The 17,731-nt window shown below is 65.0% G+C and carries 13 protein-coding genes; 9 read left to right on the top strand and 4 right to left on the bottom strand.

Annotated elements, in window-relative coordinates:
* Positions 1-4 precede the first annotated feature (4 nt).
* Positions 5-1,600 carry an NAD(P)H-hydrate dehydratase gene (locus AC13CR_RS11100; protein WP_446232492.1) on the bottom strand — a complete coding sequence of 532 codons (1,596 nt, stop codon included), beginning with the start codon at positions 1,598-1,600 and terminating at the stop codon, positions 5-7.
* 155 nt (positions 1,601-1,755) lie between these two features.
* On the opposite strand from AC13CR_RS11100, the gene AC13CR_RS11095 reads away from it, so the two are divergent.
* From AC13CR_RS11095 to AC13CR_RS11065, 7 genes are all read left to right on the top strand, one after another.
* On the top strand, positions 1,756-2,094 hold the full coding sequence (locus tag AC13CR_RS11095) for a P-II family nitrogen regulator (protein ID WP_292958587.1): 339 nt from the start codon (positions 1,756-1,758) through the stop codon (positions 2,092-2,094).
* A gap of 78 nt (positions 2,095-2,172) precedes the next feature.
* A complete protein-coding gene (gene glnA, locus AC13CR_RS11090; RefSeq protein WP_292958589.1) occupies positions 2,173-3,579 on the top strand; it encodes a type I glutamate--ammonia ligase in 1,407 nt (468 codons plus the stop codon).
* Positions 3,580-3,720: 141 nt separating this feature from the next.
* Complete coding sequence (locus AC13CR_RS11085; protein ID WP_446234830.1) at positions 3,721-4,866, top strand: RsmB/NOP family class I SAM-dependent RNA methyltransferase; 1,146 nt, start codon at positions 3,721-3,723, stop codon at positions 4,864-4,866.
* Positions 4,867-4,946: 80 nt separating this feature from the next.
* Positions 4,947-7,046: a hybrid sensor histidine kinase/response regulator gene (locus AC13CR_RS11080; RefSeq protein ID WP_292977930.1), complete on the top strand. Its 2,100-nt coding sequence runs from the start codon at positions 4,947-4,949 to the stop codon at positions 7,044-7,046.
* Between the two features lie 265 nt (positions 7,047-7,311).
* The gene (recA, locus tag AC13CR_RS11075; protein WP_292958595.1) at positions 7,312-8,382 is read left to right on the top strand and encodes a recombinase RecA; all 1,071 of its coding nucleotides are present in this window, start codon (positions 7,312-7,314) and stop codon (positions 8,380-8,382) included.
* A 195-nt stretch (positions 8,383-8,577) separates the two neighbouring features.
* Positions 8,578-11,235, top strand: a complete 2,658-nt coding sequence (gene alaS, locus AC13CR_RS11070; RefSeq protein ID WP_292977931.1) for an alanine--tRNA ligase — start codon at positions 8,578-8,580, stop codon at positions 11,233-11,235.
* Positions 11,232-11,537, top strand: a complete 306-nt coding sequence (locus tag AC13CR_RS11065) for a DUF1330 domain-containing protein (RefSeq protein ID WP_292958599.1) — start codon at positions 11,232-11,234, stop codon at positions 11,535-11,537. The genes alaS and AC13CR_RS11065 overlap by 4 nt, the downstream gene beginning before the upstream one ends.
* Before the next feature lie 16 nt (positions 11,538-11,553).
* Here the strand turns inward: AC13CR_RS11065 and AC13CR_RS11060 are convergent, their stop codons facing one another.
* The gene (locus AC13CR_RS11060; protein ID WP_292958601.1) at positions 11,554-12,024 is read right to left on the bottom strand and encodes a DUF4177 domain-containing protein; all 471 of its coding nucleotides are present in this window, start codon (positions 12,022-12,024) and stop codon (positions 11,554-11,556) included.
* Between the two features lie 135 nt (positions 12,025-12,159).
* The gene (gene gatB / locus AC13CR_RS11055) at positions 12,160-13,674 is read right to left on the bottom strand and encodes an Asp-tRNA(Asn)/Glu-tRNA(Gln) amidotransferase subunit GatB (RefSeq protein ID WP_292958603.1); all 1,515 of its coding nucleotides are present in this window, start codon (positions 13,672-13,674) and stop codon (positions 12,160-12,162) included.
* A 282-nt stretch (positions 13,675-13,956) separates the two neighbouring features.
* Here gatB and AC13CR_RS11050 point away from each other — a divergent pair, with 282 nt between their 5' ends.
* Positions 13,957-14,583 (top strand): lytic transglycosylase domain-containing protein, encoded by a 627-nt coding sequence (locus AC13CR_RS11050; protein WP_292958605.1) that lies wholly within the window; start codon positions 13,957-13,959, stop codon positions 14,581-14,583.
* Between the two features lie 312 nt (positions 14,584-14,895).
* Here AC13CR_RS11050 and AC13CR_RS11045 read toward each other — a convergent pair whose 3' ends face one another.
* Positions 14,896-16,281 carry a M20/M25/M40 family metallo-hydrolase gene (locus AC13CR_RS11045; protein WP_292958607.1) on the bottom strand — a complete coding sequence of 462 codons (1,386 nt, stop codon included), beginning with the start codon at positions 16,279-16,281 and terminating at the stop codon, positions 14,896-14,898.
* 166 nt (positions 16,282-16,447) lie between these two features.
* On the opposite strand from AC13CR_RS11045, the gene hemA reads away from it, so the two are divergent.
* Complete coding sequence (gene hemA, locus AC13CR_RS11040) at positions 16,448-17,677, top strand: 5-aminolevulinate synthase (RefSeq protein ID WP_292958609.1); 1,230 nt, start codon at positions 16,448-16,450, stop codon at positions 17,675-17,677.
* Positions 17,678-17,731: the final 54 nt, after the last annotated feature.

Here is a 17,731-nt window from a genome sequence, read left to right as displayed (position 1 = left end):
GGACTCACATGCCCATCTCTCGCAGGACGGCGGGCAGTGTCTGGGGCAGATCGTCGCCGATCAGTCCGGGGCCGAAGGCGCGAGCCGCCTTGGCATGCAGCAGGGTTCCCCAACCGGCGGCCTCCGGCGCAGGCAGGCCGCGCGCCAGCAGGCCGGCGATGATCCCGGCCAGCACGTCGCCCGCGCCGGCCGTTGCCAGCCAGGGAATGTCGAAGGCGGAGTGAATGATGACCCTGCCATGCGGGTTGGCGCCGTCACAGGACGGCGGCGCAGCGATCACCGTGTCGGGGCCTTTCAACAGCACAATCGCACCGCAGCGCGCGGCGGCCTCGCGCGCGGCGTCTATTCTGGAAAAGGCCGGGCCGCGCTCGGGCAGCGCCCCGAGACGGTCGGCCAGGTCGGGAAACAGCCGCGCGAATTCGCCTTCATGCGGTGTCAGCACGCAGCCTTGGTGCAGCGTCGCGCGCATGGCCGGCGCCCCCGCAATCGCCGTGATCGCGTCAGCATCGATCACGCAGGACCGGCGCGAAGCCAGAAGCGCCGGCAGCAAGACCCCCGCACGGTCCACCCCGCAGCCGGGACCGATCGCCACAGCACGGATCCGGGCGTCGCTCAGCATCCGCTCAAGATCGTCGGCGCTGTCCACACACCGCCGCATCAGCGCGTCGGGCGGTCCAACATGATCGCCCATCGCTGCCTCGGGCGGGCCGATCGTCACCAGACCGGCGCCCACGCGCAGGGCTGCCCGCGCCGTCAGTCGCGCAGCACCGCCCCTGCCGGCCGGACCCGCAAGGACCAGCGCGTGACCATGGACGAATTTATGCGCCGCCTGATCCGATCGTTTGGCCAGCCTTGCGATGCCGGACTCGCGCATCCGTGTCGGGCCGATCGGAGGCCATATCGCTGCAAGCGACGGCGGGACGGGCTTTTGGTCGCGCCAGCCTGAAAGCCCGATATCCGCGATCACCAGATCACCGCAGAGGACAGGGCCGAGGCCGATGAGATGGCCAGGCTTGGGGCTGTCGAAGGCCACGGTCAACGCGGCGCGGGGATCATCCGGGCTGCCCTTGCGCGGCCTGCCCAGCATCGCGCCGCTGTCCATGCACAGGCCGCTGGGGCAATCGACCGCGACCATCCGGTTCCCGAATCTGTCTGTCCCGAGGCCGGCCAGAACGTCTGCGATCGCGCCCTCGGGCGGGCGGGTCAGACCGGTGCCGAAGATCGCATCGACGCAGAGATCCTCGCCCTCGGCGCGCCGCAGGGATTGCCGGGTCAGGGGTTCGACAGGGCCGATCTGGCGCCAGCGTCGCTGCATCTCGGCGGCATCGGCGCCGCGCCGGCTGTCCACGCCCAGAACCCGTGCCCGCCAGCCCGCGCGGGCCAGATGACGGGCGATCACATAGCCGTCGCCACCATTGTTTCCGGGGCCGCACAGGACGGTGACCTGTCCCGGCCTGGGCCAGCGCAGGCGAATCTGGCCCGCTACCGCGGCGCCAGCCCGCTCCATCAGGGTCAGTCCCGAAACCCGGCCGCCGGACATGGCGGCGGATTCGATGGCGCGCATTTGGGCGGTGGTCAGGATTTCCGTGCCTGTCAGCATTGTGTCTGCCTGATATATTGCCATTATGCCTTAAAAACGGGCAATGAATCGCGGTCCGGTGGTTTGCGCCCCCGATCCCCGCCGCGCCGCATTTACCCGCGTGATGAAACCCGCCAATCAGACGTCAGGCAAGCCGCGAGGAAGGATCATTTGTGATGAAAAAGATCGAGGCGATCATCAAGCCGTTCAAGCTGGACGATGTGAAGGAGGCGCTGCAAGAGGTCGGCGTGCAGGGTCTTTCCGTCACCGAAGTCAAGGGTTTCGGTCGCCAGAAGGGGCATACCGAACTGTATCGCGGCGCGGAATACGTGGTCGATTTCCTGCCCAAGGTGAAGATCGAGATGGTGTTGCCCGACGATCAGGTCGAGGCCGCCGTGGATGCGATCGTGGGCGCCGCCCGGACCGAGAAGATCGGCGACGGCAAGATTTTCGTATCGCCTGTCGAGCAGGCAATCCGTATTCGCACTGGCGAAACCGGCGACGACGCAGTCTAAGAGAACCGGCAAGGTCAACACCACTTCCGCACCCGGCGCCCTGACACGCCGGGTCGCAATGACGCAGAAAGGGAAGAGATGAAAATCAAGGATGTCTTGCAATTGATGAAGGACGAAGACGTCGCCTATGTCGATGTCCGCTTCACCGATCCCAAGGGCAAGCTTCAACACGTGACGCTGGATGTCGATCTGGTCGACGAGGACTTCTTCGAGGAAGGCTTCATGTTCGACGGCAGCTCGATCGCGGGCTGGAAGTCGATCGATCAGTCCGACATGAAGCTGATCCCCGATCCGGCATCGTCCTATATCGATCCGTTCTATGCCGAAAAGACGCTCTGCGTTCACTGCAACGTCGTCGAGCCCGATACCGGCGAGGCCTACAGCCGTGATCCGCGCGGCACCGCCGTCAAGGCCGAGGCCTACCTGAAATCGTCCGGGATCGGCGACGCGGCCTATTTCGGCCCCGAGGCCGAGTTCTTCATCTTCGACGATGTGCGCTATTCCGTGACGCCGCAGAAGGTGGCCTTCCAGATCGATGCCGTCGATGCGGCGTGGAACACCGATACCGAATACGAGATGGGCAACCAGGCCCATCGCGCAGGTCACAAGGGCGGCTATTTCCCGGTCAACCCTGTCGATGCCGCTCAGGATATCCGCGGCGAGATGCTGTCCACGATGAAGCGGATGGGCATGAAGGTGGACAAGCACCACCACGAGGTCGCCAGCGCGCAGCACGAGCTGGGGCTGATCTTCGGATCGCTGACCGAACAGGCCGACAATATCCAGAAATACAAATACGTCATCCACAACGTCGCCGCCGCCTATGGCAAGTCGGTGACGTTCATGCCCAAGCCCATGAAGGGCGACAACGGCAGCGGGATGCACGTCAACATGTCGATCTGGAAAGAGGGCAAGCCGCTGTTCGCCGGCGACAAATACGCCGATCTCAGCCAGGAGGCGCTGTATTTCATCGGCGGCATCCTGAAGCACGCCAAGGCGCTGAACGCGCTGACGAATCCCGCGACCAACAGCTACAAGCGCCTGATCCCCGGCTTCGAGGCGCCGGTGCTGCGCGCCTATTCGGCCCGCAACCGGTCCGGCTGCGTGCGGATCCCGTGGACGGAATCGCCCAAGGCCAAGCGCGTCGAAGCCCGCTTCCCCGACCCGGCGGCGAATCCCTATCTGGCCTTTGCCGCGCTGCTGATGGCCGGTCTTGACGGGATCAAGAACAAGATCGATCCCGGCGCCGCCTCGGACAAGGATCTCTATGACCTGCCGCCCGAGGAACTGGCCGAGATCCCGACCGTTTGCGGCAGCCTGCGCGAAGCGCTGGAGGAACTTGAAAAGGACATGGACTTCCTGCTGGCGGGCGACGTGTTCACCCGCGACCAGCTTGAAGGCTATATCGCGCTGAAATGGGAAGAGGTCTATGCCTATGAGCATACCCCCCATCCGGTCGAGTATCAGATGTATTATTCGGTCTGATCGCCCCTGGACAGTGATCGGGAGAAGGGCGCCGCGAGGCGCCCTTTTTCGTCGGCCGGTTTCGCCGGCGCCAAGCCTGCGCTAAAGCGACAGGGATTGACGGTGAGGCAGGAGCGGCATGAGACAGGCCGGACAGATACGATGACACCGGCCGCGCGCATTGCCGCCGCCGCCGATATCCTGGACCGGATCCTCGCCGGCGATCCGGCCGAGGCGGCGCTGCTGCGCTGGTCGCGCGGCAGCCGCTTTGCCGGCTCGGGCGACCGCGCGGCCATCCGCGATCTGGTCTTTCATGCCCTGCGCTGCCGCAACAGCCTTGCCCATCGTAGCGGCGTGATGAGCGGGCGCGGCCTGATGATCGGCCTGCTGCGCGACGAGGGCCGCGATCCCTGCGCGCTGTTCACCGGCGAGGGTCACGCCCCGGCCCCGCTGACTGCCGAGGAAATGACCGACCATCCGGGCGATGCCATCGATCTTCCCGACTGGATCCTGCCGCGCTGGCGGGCGTCGCTGGGGCCGCGCGCCGATGACGAGGCCGCGGCCTTGCGCCTGCGGGCACCGGTCTGGTTGCGGGTGAACCCGTTGCGCGCCACTTTGCCCGAGGCCCTCGCAGCCCTGGCGGAGGACGAGATCGCGGCCGAATCCCACCTGCAACTGCCCTCTGCGCTGCGCGTCACGCGCAACGAGCGGCGTCTTTCCACCAGCCGCGCCTATCGCGACGGAGTGGTCGAGCTTCAGGATCTGTCGGTGCAACTGGCCTGTGCGACGGTTCCGGTTCGGGCGGGGCAGCGGATCCTCGATTACTGCGCCGGCGGCGGTGGCAAGGCGCTGGCCCTTGCCGGGCGTGCCGAGAACCTTCGGATCGCCGCCCACGACGCCGATCGCGCTCGGATGCGCGATCTGCCCGTCCGTGCGGCGCGGTCCGGCGCGAAGGTCCAGATCGTGCCGCGGCCATCGGGGGTCTTCGATCTGGTGGTGGCGGACGTGCCCTGTTCCGGTTCGGGAACATGGCGGCGCAGCCCGGACGCCCGATGGCGCTTGTCCGAACCCGATCTGCAAGCTCTTGTCGCGGCGCAGGCAAGGATCCTGGACGACGCCTCGGGCCATGTGGCGACCGGCGGACTGCTGGCCTACATGACCTGCTCGATGCTGGATGACGAAAATACCAGGCAGATCGCGGCCTTTCTGGCGCGCCGCCCGGATTTCGCCCTTCGCAGCGCGCATCGCTGGTCGCCCCTGTCCGCCAGCGACGGCTTTTTCCTGGCCCTGCTGGAGCGGTCGCGATGAAAAATGTCCACAGGCGCATTAACGCAATCTTAAGCTCGTCCGACCTATCCAGAACGAAACCGCGCAGAAGGGCGATTCGGATGGATCAGTTGGACCGGATGTTGGGATTGTCGCGCAACGCCATGGCTGCCTTGCCGCTGCTGTTGCTGCCGATGGCGATCGGCGCGCTGATTCTGGTGGTGATGCCGGGCAATCCCAGCGGCGCCGCGGCGATCGTGTTCTCGACCATCGCCGTGGCGTGGTATCTGCTGGGCGGCGCGATTTCGCTGGCGCATGGGTTTCAGGGCTACATGGCCCGGCGCGGGCTTTCGGCGCTGCGCCGCGAGGTGGCGTTGGCCGCGGAACCTGTCTGGGTCTGCGATGGCGAGGGTCAGGTTCTGTTTCAAAACGAGGCCAGTGAGGTCTTCGGCGATCTTCTGGGACGCAATATCGTGGCGCTGCTGGGGCAGATGCGCGCCGATGCCGAGGGCGATGCCGAGGATATGCTGGCCCGCGCGGGCAAGGGCGGATACGCCGAGCTGGCGCTTGATACCGGCGCCATGATCGCGCTGACCCGCTCCAGGGATGCGCCACTGCAATTGTGGTCTTTCCACATGCCTGGCGTGTCTCCGGTCGATGACGCGGCCATGGGCCATGCGCGGCCGGACGACGATTTCGACGCCCTGCCGGTCGCGCTGCTTCGGTTGTCGCCGGACGGTCTGATCCGGCGTGCCAATATCGCCGCACGAAAGCTGCTGGATGGCCGCCTGCCGTCCGAGACGCCGATCCAGCTTTCATCGCTGCTGGAAGGTCCGGGGCGGCCCATCGGCGACTGGCTGATCGACGCTCTGTCGGGGCGGCTTGACGGCCGTGCCGAGATGCTGCGGATGCGTGGTGCCGAAGGTCGCGCGGGCGAGCCTGCGCGCGATCGATACTTCCAGGTTGCCCTGGCCCCGGATCCCGTCGATCAGCCGGGTCTGATCGCGGTCTTGCATGACGCCAGCGCGCTGAAGACGCTGGAGGCGCAGTTCGTGCAGAGTCAGAAGATGCAGGCGATCGGGCAGCTTGCGGGTGGCGTCGCGCATGATTTCAACAATCTTCTGACGGCGATCCGGGGACATTGCGATCTGCTGATGTTGCGCCACGACAAGGGCGATCCGGAATTCGCGGATCTCGACCAGATCAGCCAGAATACCAACCGCGCGGCGGCGCTGGTCGGGCAGCTTCTGGCCTTCTCGCGCAAGCAGACCCTGAGGCTGGAGACGCTGGACCCGCGCGATACGCTGGCCGATCTGACGCATCTGCTGAACCGTCTGGTGGGTGAACGGGTCGGGCTGACGATCACCAACGATCCCGCACTGCGTCCGATCCGCGCGGACAAGCGGCAACTGGAACAGGTCATCATGAATCTGGTGGTCAACGCGCGCGATGCCATGCCGCAGGGCGGCGAGATCAACGTTCGCGCCGACAACGTCTCGCTGCACAAACCCTTGTCGCGTGACAGGGTCGATTTGCCGAAAGGCAGCTATGTCCGCATCCGCGTGTCCGACGAAGGCTGCGGCATGTCGCCGGAAGTGCTGGACAAGATCTTCGAGCCGTTCTTCACCACCAAGCGCACCGGAGAGGGTACCGGCCTGGGCCTGTCGACGGCCTATGGTATCGTCAAGCAGACCGGCGGCTATATCTTCTGCGACAGCGAGCCTGGGCGAGGCACCTGCTTTTCGCTGTATTTTCCGGCGCATGATGCCGCCGCCGAAAGTTCGCCCGCAGCCTTGCCCGAACCGGTATCGGGGCGTGAACACGCCCCCGACCATCCCGCCTCGGTCCTTCTGGTCGAGGACGAGGCCCCTGTCCGGGCCTTCGCGGTCCGCGCCCTGCGGCTGAAGGGCTATGAGGTTCACGAAGCCGACAGCGCCGAAAGCGCGCTTGAAATGCTGTCCGACAGCCGGCTGAAGATCGATGTCTTTGTCACCGACGTCGTGATGCCAGGCATGGATGGACCAAGCTGGGTCAGAACCGCGCTGAGGGACCGGCCGAAGACCAGGGTTGTGTTCATGTCCGGCTATACCGACGACATTTTCGGCGAAGGCAGCATGCCGGTCCCGAATTCAGCCTTTCTCGCCAAGCCCTTCACCCTGGCCGAATTGACCCAGACCGTCGCACGTCAATTGTCGGCGCCGCCGGGACCGACGCTGCATTGACCCGCCGGATCGGATCAGCAGACCGGCACGGAGCGGGGCGAAAAAAACGGCAAAGGCAGGCAAAAGCCGACGATCGGGGAATCCGGTAATGATTCGTTAACCGCTCGTCGCGCATCATCGGAGGCAGAATCGCCTCGGTTAACCAATTTCACTTGAAACGAGGTCCCGGATCGGGCATTCAGGCGTGAGAACAAGAAGTGAACAATTCGCGGCGGCCCGGCAGATTGCTACGCCCGGATGGCTGTGAAATACATGTGAGGACGACATGGCACAGGCGAGCATTTTCGACATGAACGACAAACGCGGCGCGGACAAGCAGAAGGCGCTGGACAGCGCGCTGGCTCAGATCGAGCGCCAGTTCGGCAAGGGCTCGATCATGAAACTGGGCGCCGACAATCCGGTGGCCGAGATCGAGTCAACCTCGACCGGATCGCTGGGGCTGGACATCGCGCTTGGAATCGGCGGTCTGCCCAAGGGGCGCATCGTCGAGATCTATGGACCCGAGAGCAGCGGCAAGACGACGCTGACCCTTCATGCGGTGGCCGAGGAACAGAAGAAGGGCGGCGTCTGTGCCTTTGTCGATGCAGAACACGCGCTGGATCCGCAATATGCCCGCAAGCTGGGCGTCAACCTGGAGGAGCTGCTGATCAGCCAGCCCGATACAGGCGAGCAGGCGCTGGAGATCGTCGATACTCTGGTCCGTTCCGGCGCGGTCAGCATGGTGGTGGTCGATTCCGTCGCCGCGCTGACACCCAAGGCCGAGATCGAGGGCGATATGGGCGACCATCAGGTTGGCGCGCAGGCCCGATTGATGAGCCAGGCGATGCGCAAGCTGACCGCCAGCATCGGCCGCAGCAATTGCATGGTCATCTTCATCAACCAGATCCGCATGAAGATCGGCGTGATGTTCGGCAGTCCCGAGACCACGTCGGGCGGGAACGCGCTGAAATTCTATGCGTCCGTGCGTCTGGACATTCGCCGCATCGGCTCGATCAAGGATCGCGACGAGGTGATCGGGAATACGACGCGGGTGAAGGTCGTCAAGAACAAGGTTGCCCCGCCCTTCCGGCAGGTCGAATTCGACATCCTGTATGGCGAGGGCATCAGCAAGGTCGGCGAACTGGTCGATCTGGGCGTCAAGGCCGGCGTGGTCGAGAAATCGGGCGCGTGGTATTCGCATGGCGACGAACGGATCGGCCAGGGACGCGAGAACGCCAAGCAATATCTGCGCGACAATCCCGATATCGCCTATGCGATCGAGGACAAGATCCGGGCCAGCCATGGTCTGGATTTCGGCGTCGCGGGCGGCGAGGACGAAAAGCTGACCGAGGATTGAAGCAACGGGCAGACCGACCATTCGACGCGCGCGGGGGGCAATCCTTCGCGCGTTTTCTTTTCCGGTCGGCGCCTTTCTCCGGCTGGGTATCAGCGCGCGGCGGGATCGCTGGACAGCGGGCACGGCGGACGATAGACCGAACGCCAGCTTTTGCGGCGCGGGGACGCCGCGATATTCCTGCGATGAAGGCCGCTCATGCCAAGTCTGAACGACATCCGATCAACGTTTCTGGGCTATTTCGAGAAAAACGGCCATCGCGTGGTCGAAAGCAGCCCCCTGGTGCCGCGCAACGATCCGACGCTGATGTTCACCAATTCCGGAATGGTTCAGTTCAAGAACCTGTTCACCGGACTGGAGACGCGGGACTACACCCGCGCGACGACGGCGCAGAAATGTGTCCGCGCCGGCGGCAAGCACAACGATCTGGACAATGTCGGCTATACCGCTCGGCACCACACCTTCTTTGAAATGCTGGGCAATTTCAGCTTTGGCGACTATTTCAAATCCGAGGCCATCGCCTTCGCCTGGGAATTGCTGACCCGGGATTTCGGGCTGTCCAGGGACAGGCTGCTGGTCACGGTCTATCATACCGATGACGAGGCCGCGAATATCTGGAAAAAGGTGGCCGGATTGCCGGACGACCGCATCATCCGCATCGCCACGGCCGATAATTTCTGGCAGATGGGTCCGACCGGTCCCTGCGGCCCCTGCACCGAAATCTTCTACGATCACGGCGATCACATCTGGGGCGGGCCGCCGGGTTCGGCCGAGGAAGACGGCGACCGCTTCATCGAGATCTGGAACCTTGTCTTCATGCAGAACGAGCAATTCGAGGACGGCTCGATGCGCGCGCTCGACATGCAATCCATCGACACCGGCATGGGACTGGAACGGATCGGTGCGCTCTTGCAAGGCAAGCACGACAATTATGACACCGATCTGATGCGCAGCCTGATCGAAGCCAGCGCCCATGCCACGAGCGTCGATCCGGACGGCTCGGGCAAGGTGCATCACCGGGTGATCGCGGATCATCTGCGTTCGACCGGCTTCCTGATCGCGGATGGGGTCATGCCCTCGAACGAGGGGCGCGGCTATGTGCTGCGGCGCATCATGCGGCGCGCGATGCGTCACGCGCACATGCTGGGTGCGCAGGATCCGGTGATGTATCGGCTGGTCCCGGCCCTGGTCGGGCAGATGGGCACGGCCTATCCGGAACTGACCCGCGCGCAGCCGCTGATCGAAGAGACCCTGCGCAGCGAGGAAACCCGGTTCCGGCAGACTCTGGACCGGGGATTGCGGCTGCTGGACGAGGAAGTGGCAAAGCTGCCGGAGGGCGCGAATCTGCCGGGCGAGGCGGCCTTCAAGCTGTATGATACCTATGGTTTCCCGCTGGATCTGACACAGGATGCCTTGCGTGAAAAAGGCCGCGCGGTCGACATCAGCGGCTTTGATGCCGCGATGGCCGAACAGAAGGCCAAGGCCCGCGCGGCCTGGGCGGGCAGCGGCGAGACGAAGGACGCAGCGATCTGGCATGATCTGGCCGAACGTCATGGCGCGACCGAATTTCTGGGCTATGACACCGACGAGGCGGAAGGTCAGATCCTGGCTCTGGTGGTGGAGGGGGCCGAGGCTTCGGAAGCGACCGAGGGCGCAGAGGTCCAGATCGTCGTGAACCAGTCGCCCTTCTATGCCGAATCGGGCGGTCAGGTTGGCGATACCGGTCTTGTCAGGACCGAGACAGGCGCCGCGCGGGTAACCGACACCAGGAAGGTCGCGGGCGTCTTCACGCATATGGCCCAGGTGACGCTGGGCACGATTGCAAAGGGTCAGGGTGCGCAATTGTCGGTCGATCGTGACCGGCGCGGCATGATCCGCGCCAACCATTCGGCCACGCATCTGCTGCACGAGGCATTGCGTCGGACCCTGGGCGCCCATGTCGCGCAGCGCGGCAGTCTGAACGCGCCTGACCGGCTGCGCTTCGATTTCAGCCACAACCATGCCGTCACGCCCGAGGAGGTCTCGAAGATCGAGGCGGAAGTGAATGATTTCATTCGGCAGAATTCCCCGGTCGAAACCCGGATCATGACCCCCGACGACGCTCGTGCCCTGGGCGCCCAGGCATTGTTCGGCGAGAAATATGGCGATGAGGTGCGGGTGGTCTCGATGGGTCGGCAGGGCAATTCCGGCAAGGGCACGGATGGCCAGACCTATTCGCTGGAACTTTGCGGAGGCACGCATGTCCTGCGCACGGGCGATATCGGCGCCTTCGCGCTGCTGGGCGATTCCGCTTCCAGCGCCGGAGTGCGGCGGATCGAGGCGCTGACAGGGCAGGCGGCGCTGGACCATCTGCGCGCGGCAGACCGGCAATTGGCCGAGATCGCGACACTGTTGAAAGCGCAGGCGGGCGATGTCGTGAACCGGGTGCGCGCCCTGGCCGATGAGCGCAAGGCACTGGCCAGCGAGGTCGCGCAGTTGAAGCGGCAGCTTGCCATGGGCGGCGGCGGGGCCACCGAAGCCAAGGAAATCGCCGGCGTGAAATTCATCGGCCGCAGGGTCGAGGGCGTCGGCGGCAAGGAGCTTGGGCCTCTGATCGACGAGATGAAAGCCAGGCTGGGCAGCGGCGCGGTGCTGGTCCTGTCGGAAGCCGACGGCAAGGCGACCGTGGCCGCCGGCGTGACGCCGGATCTGACCGACCGTCTCAGCGCCGTGTCCCTGGTGCAGGCCGCCACCGCCGCGCTTGGCGGCAAGGGCGGCGGCGGGCGGCCAGATCGCGCCCAGGGTGGCGCGCCGGGACTGGAGGCCGCCGAAAGCGCCTTTGCCGAAGTCGAGAAACTGATCGGGGCGACACTATGAGCGCGCTGTGGATCGCACATGTCCTCGTGACCGACCCCGAGGCCTATCGCCGCTATGCCGAGGCTGCCGGACCCGCGATCGCGTCGCATGGCGGCGTTTTTCTGGCGCGGGGCGGCCGCTACCGGCAATTCGAGGGGCAGGACCGGCCGCGCAACGTCGTGGCCCGCTTTCCCAGCTTCGAAGCGGCCGTGGCCTGCTACGAAAGCGCCGAATATCAAGCCGCGCTGGCCCATGCCAAGGATGCGTCCACGCGCGAACTGGTCATCGTCGAAGAGACGTCGCCCGCTGCCGATCCGGCATGATCCCTGAACCGCAGGGCTAAATCCGGTCAGGCTCGGTCCGCGGTGCGGGAGGTTCGGTCCCGGTCGGGTTTTCCTTGACAATCGGCTCGGCGTCGGCGGTGGCGGCCGGCACCGTTTCGGAAACCCGACGCGGGGGCTGCGGTGCCGCGGCCTCGGGCAGCGCCGGTGCCGGCTGGGGCTTGCGCACGGGCGCGGCGGCGACGGGATATTCGGGTTGCGGAATCTGCTGCCTTTCGGGTTCTGGCGTCTCGGTGGCGTCTGCCTTGCGGCGGAAAACCAAGAGGTTGTGATAGATCGTCGTCCGCCCCGTCAGGCCGCTGCGTTCGTCGCTGGGCAACACGTCGGCGCGGATATATTCCCAGCCATCCTTTGCCATCCGGTTCAGTTCCTGCGTCACTGCCAGCGCATAGCGGTCGGTCGGGGTCTTGACGTCCCTGGCTTTCTCGCCGCGCGTGGGGGCCGGAATGACGGTGTATTCGAAGGGCATCTGTCTGCGTCCTGAACCTTGCATCAACCAGAAGGTAGAGCAGATGCCGCATCGCTTGCCAAGGGCGGCGGGGTCATCTCCGACAGAGGAAGTGGCCGCCGTTTCAGCCTGCGCGACCCTCTGCCGCCGCAGCCGCTACAATTGCAGCTTTTTTGCGACCAGTTGGTTGACGGCGGCCGGATTTGCCTTGCCGCCGCTGGCCTTCAGCACCTGGCCCACGAACCAGCCCGCCAGTTTCGGATTGGCCCTGGCCTTTTCGACCTGGGCGGGATTGGCGGCGATGATCTGGTCCACGACGGCCTCGATCGCGCCTATGTCCGTGACCTGTTTCATGCCGCGCGCCTCGACGATCCCGGCCGGGTCGCCGCCCTCGGTCCAGATGATCTCGAACAATTCCTTGGCGATCTTGCCCGAAATCTCGCCCTTGCCGATCAGATCGATCACGCCGCCAAGCTGCGCCGCCGAGATGGGCGAGGTCTCGATCGTCAGGCCTTCCTTGTTCAGACGACCGAACAGCTCGTTGATCACCCAGTTCGCGGCCGCCTTGCCATCGCGGCCCTGCGCGACAGCCTCGAAATAATTGGCGTTCTCGACATCCGCGGTCAGCACCCCCGCATCATATTCCGACAGCCCCATCTCCTTGACAAAGCGGGCCTTCTTTTCATCGGGCAATTCGGGCATATCGCCTGCGATGGCATCGACCCATGCCTGTTCGATGTCCAGCGGCAACAGGTCGGGATCGGGAAAATAGCGGTAATCATGCGCCTCTTCCTTGCTGCGCATCGATCGCGTTTCGCCCCGGTCGGGATCGTAGAGGCGGGTTTCCTGCACGATGCTGCCGCCATCTTCCAAAATGGCGATCTGGCGGCGTGCCTCGTGATCGATCGCAGCCTGGATGAAGCGCAGCGAGTTCATGTTCTTGATCTCGCAGCGGGTGCCAAGATGACTGAAATCGCCGGTTTCCTGAAAGCGTTCGTAATCGCCGGGCTTGCAGACCGACACGTTCACGTCGGCGCGCAGGTTGCCGTTTTGCATGTTGCCATCGCATGTGCCCAGATAGCGCATGATCTGGCGCAGCTTGGCGACATAGGCGGAGGCTTCCTCGGGGCCGCGGATGTCGGGGCGGCTGACGATCTCCATCAGCGCGACACCGGTGCGGTTCAGATCGACGAAGGACATGTCGGGATCCATGTCGTGAATCGACTTGCCGGCGTCCTGTTCCATGTGAATACGCTCGATCCGCACGCGCCGCGCAATGCCCGGCCCCATGTCCACGATCACCTCGCCCTCGCCGACGATGGGGTGGTAAAGCTGGCTGATCTGATAGCCCTGCGGCAGATCGGGATAGAAGTAGTTCTTGCGGTCGAAGGCGCTGCGCAGATTGATCGCGGCTTTCAGGCCCAGCCCGGTGCGCACGGCCTGGGCCACGCAGAATTCGTTGATCACGGGCAACATCCCGGGCATGGCGGCATCGACGAAGGAGACGTTGGAATTCGGCTCGGCGCCGAATTCGGTCGATGCGCCGGAAAAAAGCTTGGCCTTGCTGGCGATCTGGGCGTGGACTTCCAGCCCGATGACCAGTTCCCAATCGCCCCTCGCCCCGGCGATGACCTTTGGTTGGGGGGCGGTGAAGCTCAGGTGGTCCAGCATCGGGATCCTCGTCGGCAAATGGCGTCTCGGCGGGTGTTCTAGGGCAGCAGAGGGCGCTTGTCACTGGGGGCCTGCGTCACGCCCGACGCGCGCACCCCGCCTGCCCTGCGACACGTCTTTGTGTGACAGGTCAAGAAGGCCGCCCCGGCATGGTCGATCGGCGGATTTTCGTCGCGCCGCGGGCGTGGCCGGGCGGGATTTCGCCGAAGGATTCCGCGATGCTTGCGGGAATTGCACGCATGGCTAATCCGGAAGCGACGAAACCTTCCAGAGAGGATCCCGATGCACGCTGCGCTTCTGCCCCTGGCCGCTCTTGCCTTGCTGAGCGCCTGTGCGACCACGACGAGCGACAAGGCCGAACGGGCGAAGCAGGCCGAGGCGCAGGCCCGGCAGATGTCGCTGGCGCAAAGGCCGCCGATGCGGTGGGGTCAGCGGTCGGGCGCGGATGCCTGGACCAGGGCGACGCTGACCGCTTTGGATCGCGAGGGGGTGAAGGTGCTGTCGCGCGTGCCCTCGGACATCGACGCCTTCTGCCCCAATTACGCCCAGCTTGGCGCGCCGGGCCGCAAGGCCTTCTGGGCGGGTCTGCTGTCGGCGGTGGCCAAGCATGAAAGCACCTATAACCCGAAAGCCAGTGGCGGCGGCGGCAAGTGGATCGGCCTGATGCAGATCGCGCCCGCGACCTGGCGCAATTACAATTGCGACGGCAATATCCGCAACGGGGCCGACAACATGTCCTGCGCCGTCCGGATCATGTCGCGACAGGTCGCGCGCGACAATGCGGTGGCCAATGACGGCAGCGGCTGGCGCGGCGTGGCGCGCGACTGGGCGCCGATGCGCAACCCCGAGAAGCGCGCCGATATAGCCGCCTGGACCAGCAGCCAGAGCTATTGCACGCCACGGGGATAGAAGCGGCGTTTCAGGTCGGCCTGCGCGGCGCTGCCGGGAAGACCGGTGCCAAGGACCGCCGATGGCGCCAAAGGCGATTGGAAAGAGAACGAGACGGAAGAAAGGTCGCTCCGGCTGCCGGCTCAGGGGGCTTGGCGGGAAACCGGAGCGCCTCGCTCTCTTGCGGTCATCGGCGCCTCCGCCTGTACCGCGATTCGCAGTCTTGTCCGCAATTGCTTAATTTGTCGTTAATCGCCCCTCGCCCTCTTTTCAAATACCTCGGGGGGTGAGGCCCCCTGGGGCCGAGGGGGGCAGCGCCCCCCTGCCGCCCGCCTATCGCAGGGCCGCAAGGATGCGCGCCCAGGATCGCGCGCCTTTGGCGAAGCTTTCGACGTCGTATTTCTCGTTCGGGGAATGGATCCGGTCATCGTCGCGGCCAAAGCCGATCAGCAGGGAATCCATGCCCAGAATATGCTTGAAATCACCTGCGACGGGAATCGAGCCGCCGGCGCCGATAAAGGCGGCCTCGCGCCCCCATTCCTCGCTCAGCGCGGATTTGGCGGCCGCGAAGGCGGGATCCGAGGTGTCCATGACGCTGGCCGGGCTGCCGCCGTGGTCGTGAAATTCCACCGTGCAGTCGGCTGGCAGGAAGCCGCGGACATGATTGCGAAAGGCCTCGCGCACCGCTGCGGGATCCTGCCGGCCGGTCAGGCGGAAGCTGACCTTGGCGCGGGCTTCGGCGGGCAACACGGTCTTGAAACCATCGCCGGCATAGCCTCCGGCAATGCCGTTGATCTCGGCGGTGGGCCGGTTCCAGACCATTTCCAGCGGGGTACGGCCCTTTTCCCCGATCGGCTGCGACAATCCGACACGGGACAGGAAATCCCGTGCGTCGAAATCAAGCGCCTGCCAGTCGCGGCGCAGCGTCTCGGGCAGATCGGCCACACCCTCGTAGAAGCCCGGCAGGGTGACGCGACCCTCCGCGTCCTTCAGCGCCGCCAGCGCGCGCGTCAGGATCATGATCGGGTTCGCGGCCAGCCCGCCGAAACTGCCCGAATGCAGGTCGCGATCGGCGGCTCGGATCACCACTTCCTCGCCGACCAGGCCGCGCAATTGCGTGGTGATGGCGGGGCGGCCATCCGCATAGAGCCCGGTGTCGCAGATCATCGCCAACGAGGCCGACAGGCGGTCCTTCTGCGCCAGTAGAAAGGGGCGCAGCGAGGGCGAACCGGATTCTTCCTCGCCCTCGAACAGCAGGATCAGATCGCCGGGCAGGGCGCCGTGAACCGCCTTCCAGGCGCGAAACGCCTCGACAAAGGTCATCAATTGGCCCTTGTCGTCGCTGGCGCCGCGGCCGCGAATGACGTCACCGGCATCGGTGGACTGGATTTCCGGCTCGAAAGGCGGACGGTCCCACAGGGCCAGGGGATCAACCGGCTGCACGTCGTAATGGCCATAGAACAGCAGCGGACGCGCCCCGCTGGGCGGCGAGGTCGCAATCACCATCGGATGGCCTTCGGTCGCCATCACGCTGGCCTCGAAGCCCAGCGAGGCAAGCTGTGCGCAAAGCCATTCCGCCGCGTCGCGCACGTCGCCCGCATGGGCCGGATCGGTCGAGATCGAGGGGATTCGCAGAAAGTCCAGCAGCCGCTGCAAGGCCGGCTCAAGCCCCCGGTCCAGCTCTGCCAGAACCGCCTCCAGCCTGTCATCCTGCGCCATGTGGTCGTCCTTTCCCGGTGGTGTTTGCAGCTTCCGCGCCCTGTTCCTTGGTCGTGTCACGGCGATTTTGGTCTGTTCTTGCCGGAATTTGACGTGTATCAACTTGGGGCCGCGCGTGATCTGACAATGATCGCACCCAGCCAGCTACGCAAGGGAACGCCCGCACATGGACTATGACGCCGCCCTGGATCAGGCCATCGCACGTTTGCACGACGAGGGCCGCTATCGCACATTCATCGATATCGAACGATCGAAGGGGCAGTTTCCCCTGGCCGTCTGGACCCGTCCCGATGGCAGGAAACAGGACATCACCGTCTGGTGCGGTAACGATTATCTGGGCATGGGCCAGCATCCCGCGGTCCTGGGCGCGATGCACGAGGCGCTGGATGCGGTCGGCGCCGGGTCGGGCGGAACGCGCAATATCAGCGGCACCACCGTCTATCACAAGCGGCTGGAGGCCGAACTGGCCGACCTGCACCGCAAAGAGGCAGCATTGGTGTTCACCAGCGCCTACATCGCCAATGACGCCACGCTTTCGACCCTGCCAAAGCTGTTTCCGGGCCTGATCATCTATTCCGACGCGCTGAACCACGCCTCGCTGATCGAGGGGATCCGGCGCAATGGCGGCGCCAAGCGGATCTTTCGCCACAATGACGTGGCGCATCTGCGCGAACTGATCGAAGCGGACGATCCGGCCGCGCCCAAGCTGATCGCCTTCGAATCGATCTATTCCATGGATGGCGATTTCGGACCGATCGAGGCGATCTGCGATCTGGCCCGTGAATTCGGCGCGCTGACCTATCTGGACGAGGTTCACGCGGTCGGCATGTACGGGCCGCGCGGCGGCGGTGTGGCGGAACGCGACGGGCTGGCGGGGCGTATCGACATCATCAACGGCACGCTGGGCAAGGCCTTTGGCGTGTTCGGCGGCTATATCGCGGCCAGCGCCACCATGTGCGACGCGATCCGATCCTACGCGCCGGGCTTCATCTTCACCACCTCGCTGCCGCCCGCGGTGGCCGCCGGGGCAGCCGCCTCGATCCGGCTGCTGAAGACGGCCGAAGGGCAGACGCTGCGCGATGCCCAGCAATTGCACGCGAAGATCCTGAAAATGCGGCTGCAATCGCTGGGGATGCCCATCATCGATCATGGCAGCCATATCGTGCCGGTCCATGTCGGGCACCCGGTCCACTGCAAGCAATTGTCCGATATGTTGCTGCGCGATTACGGCATCTACGTGCAACCGATCAACTTTCCCACGGTGCCGCGCGGCACCGAGCGCCTGCGGTTCACGCCCTCGCCAGTGCACGATCCTGGACGAATTGATCAGCTGGTGCGGGCGATGGATGCACTTTGGTCGCATTGTGCGTTGAATCGCGCCGAAATGAGCGCGTGACACAATCGACGGGTGAACTGCTCTCGCGTCCGTGATAACCTTGGTTTAAACAAG

The sequence above is a fragment of the Paracoccus sp. L-17 genome (genome assembly GCF_056857655.1).
The sequence above is the reverse complement of the archived record's forward strand: the minus strand, read 5'-3'. Positions and strand labels throughout refer to the sequence as shown.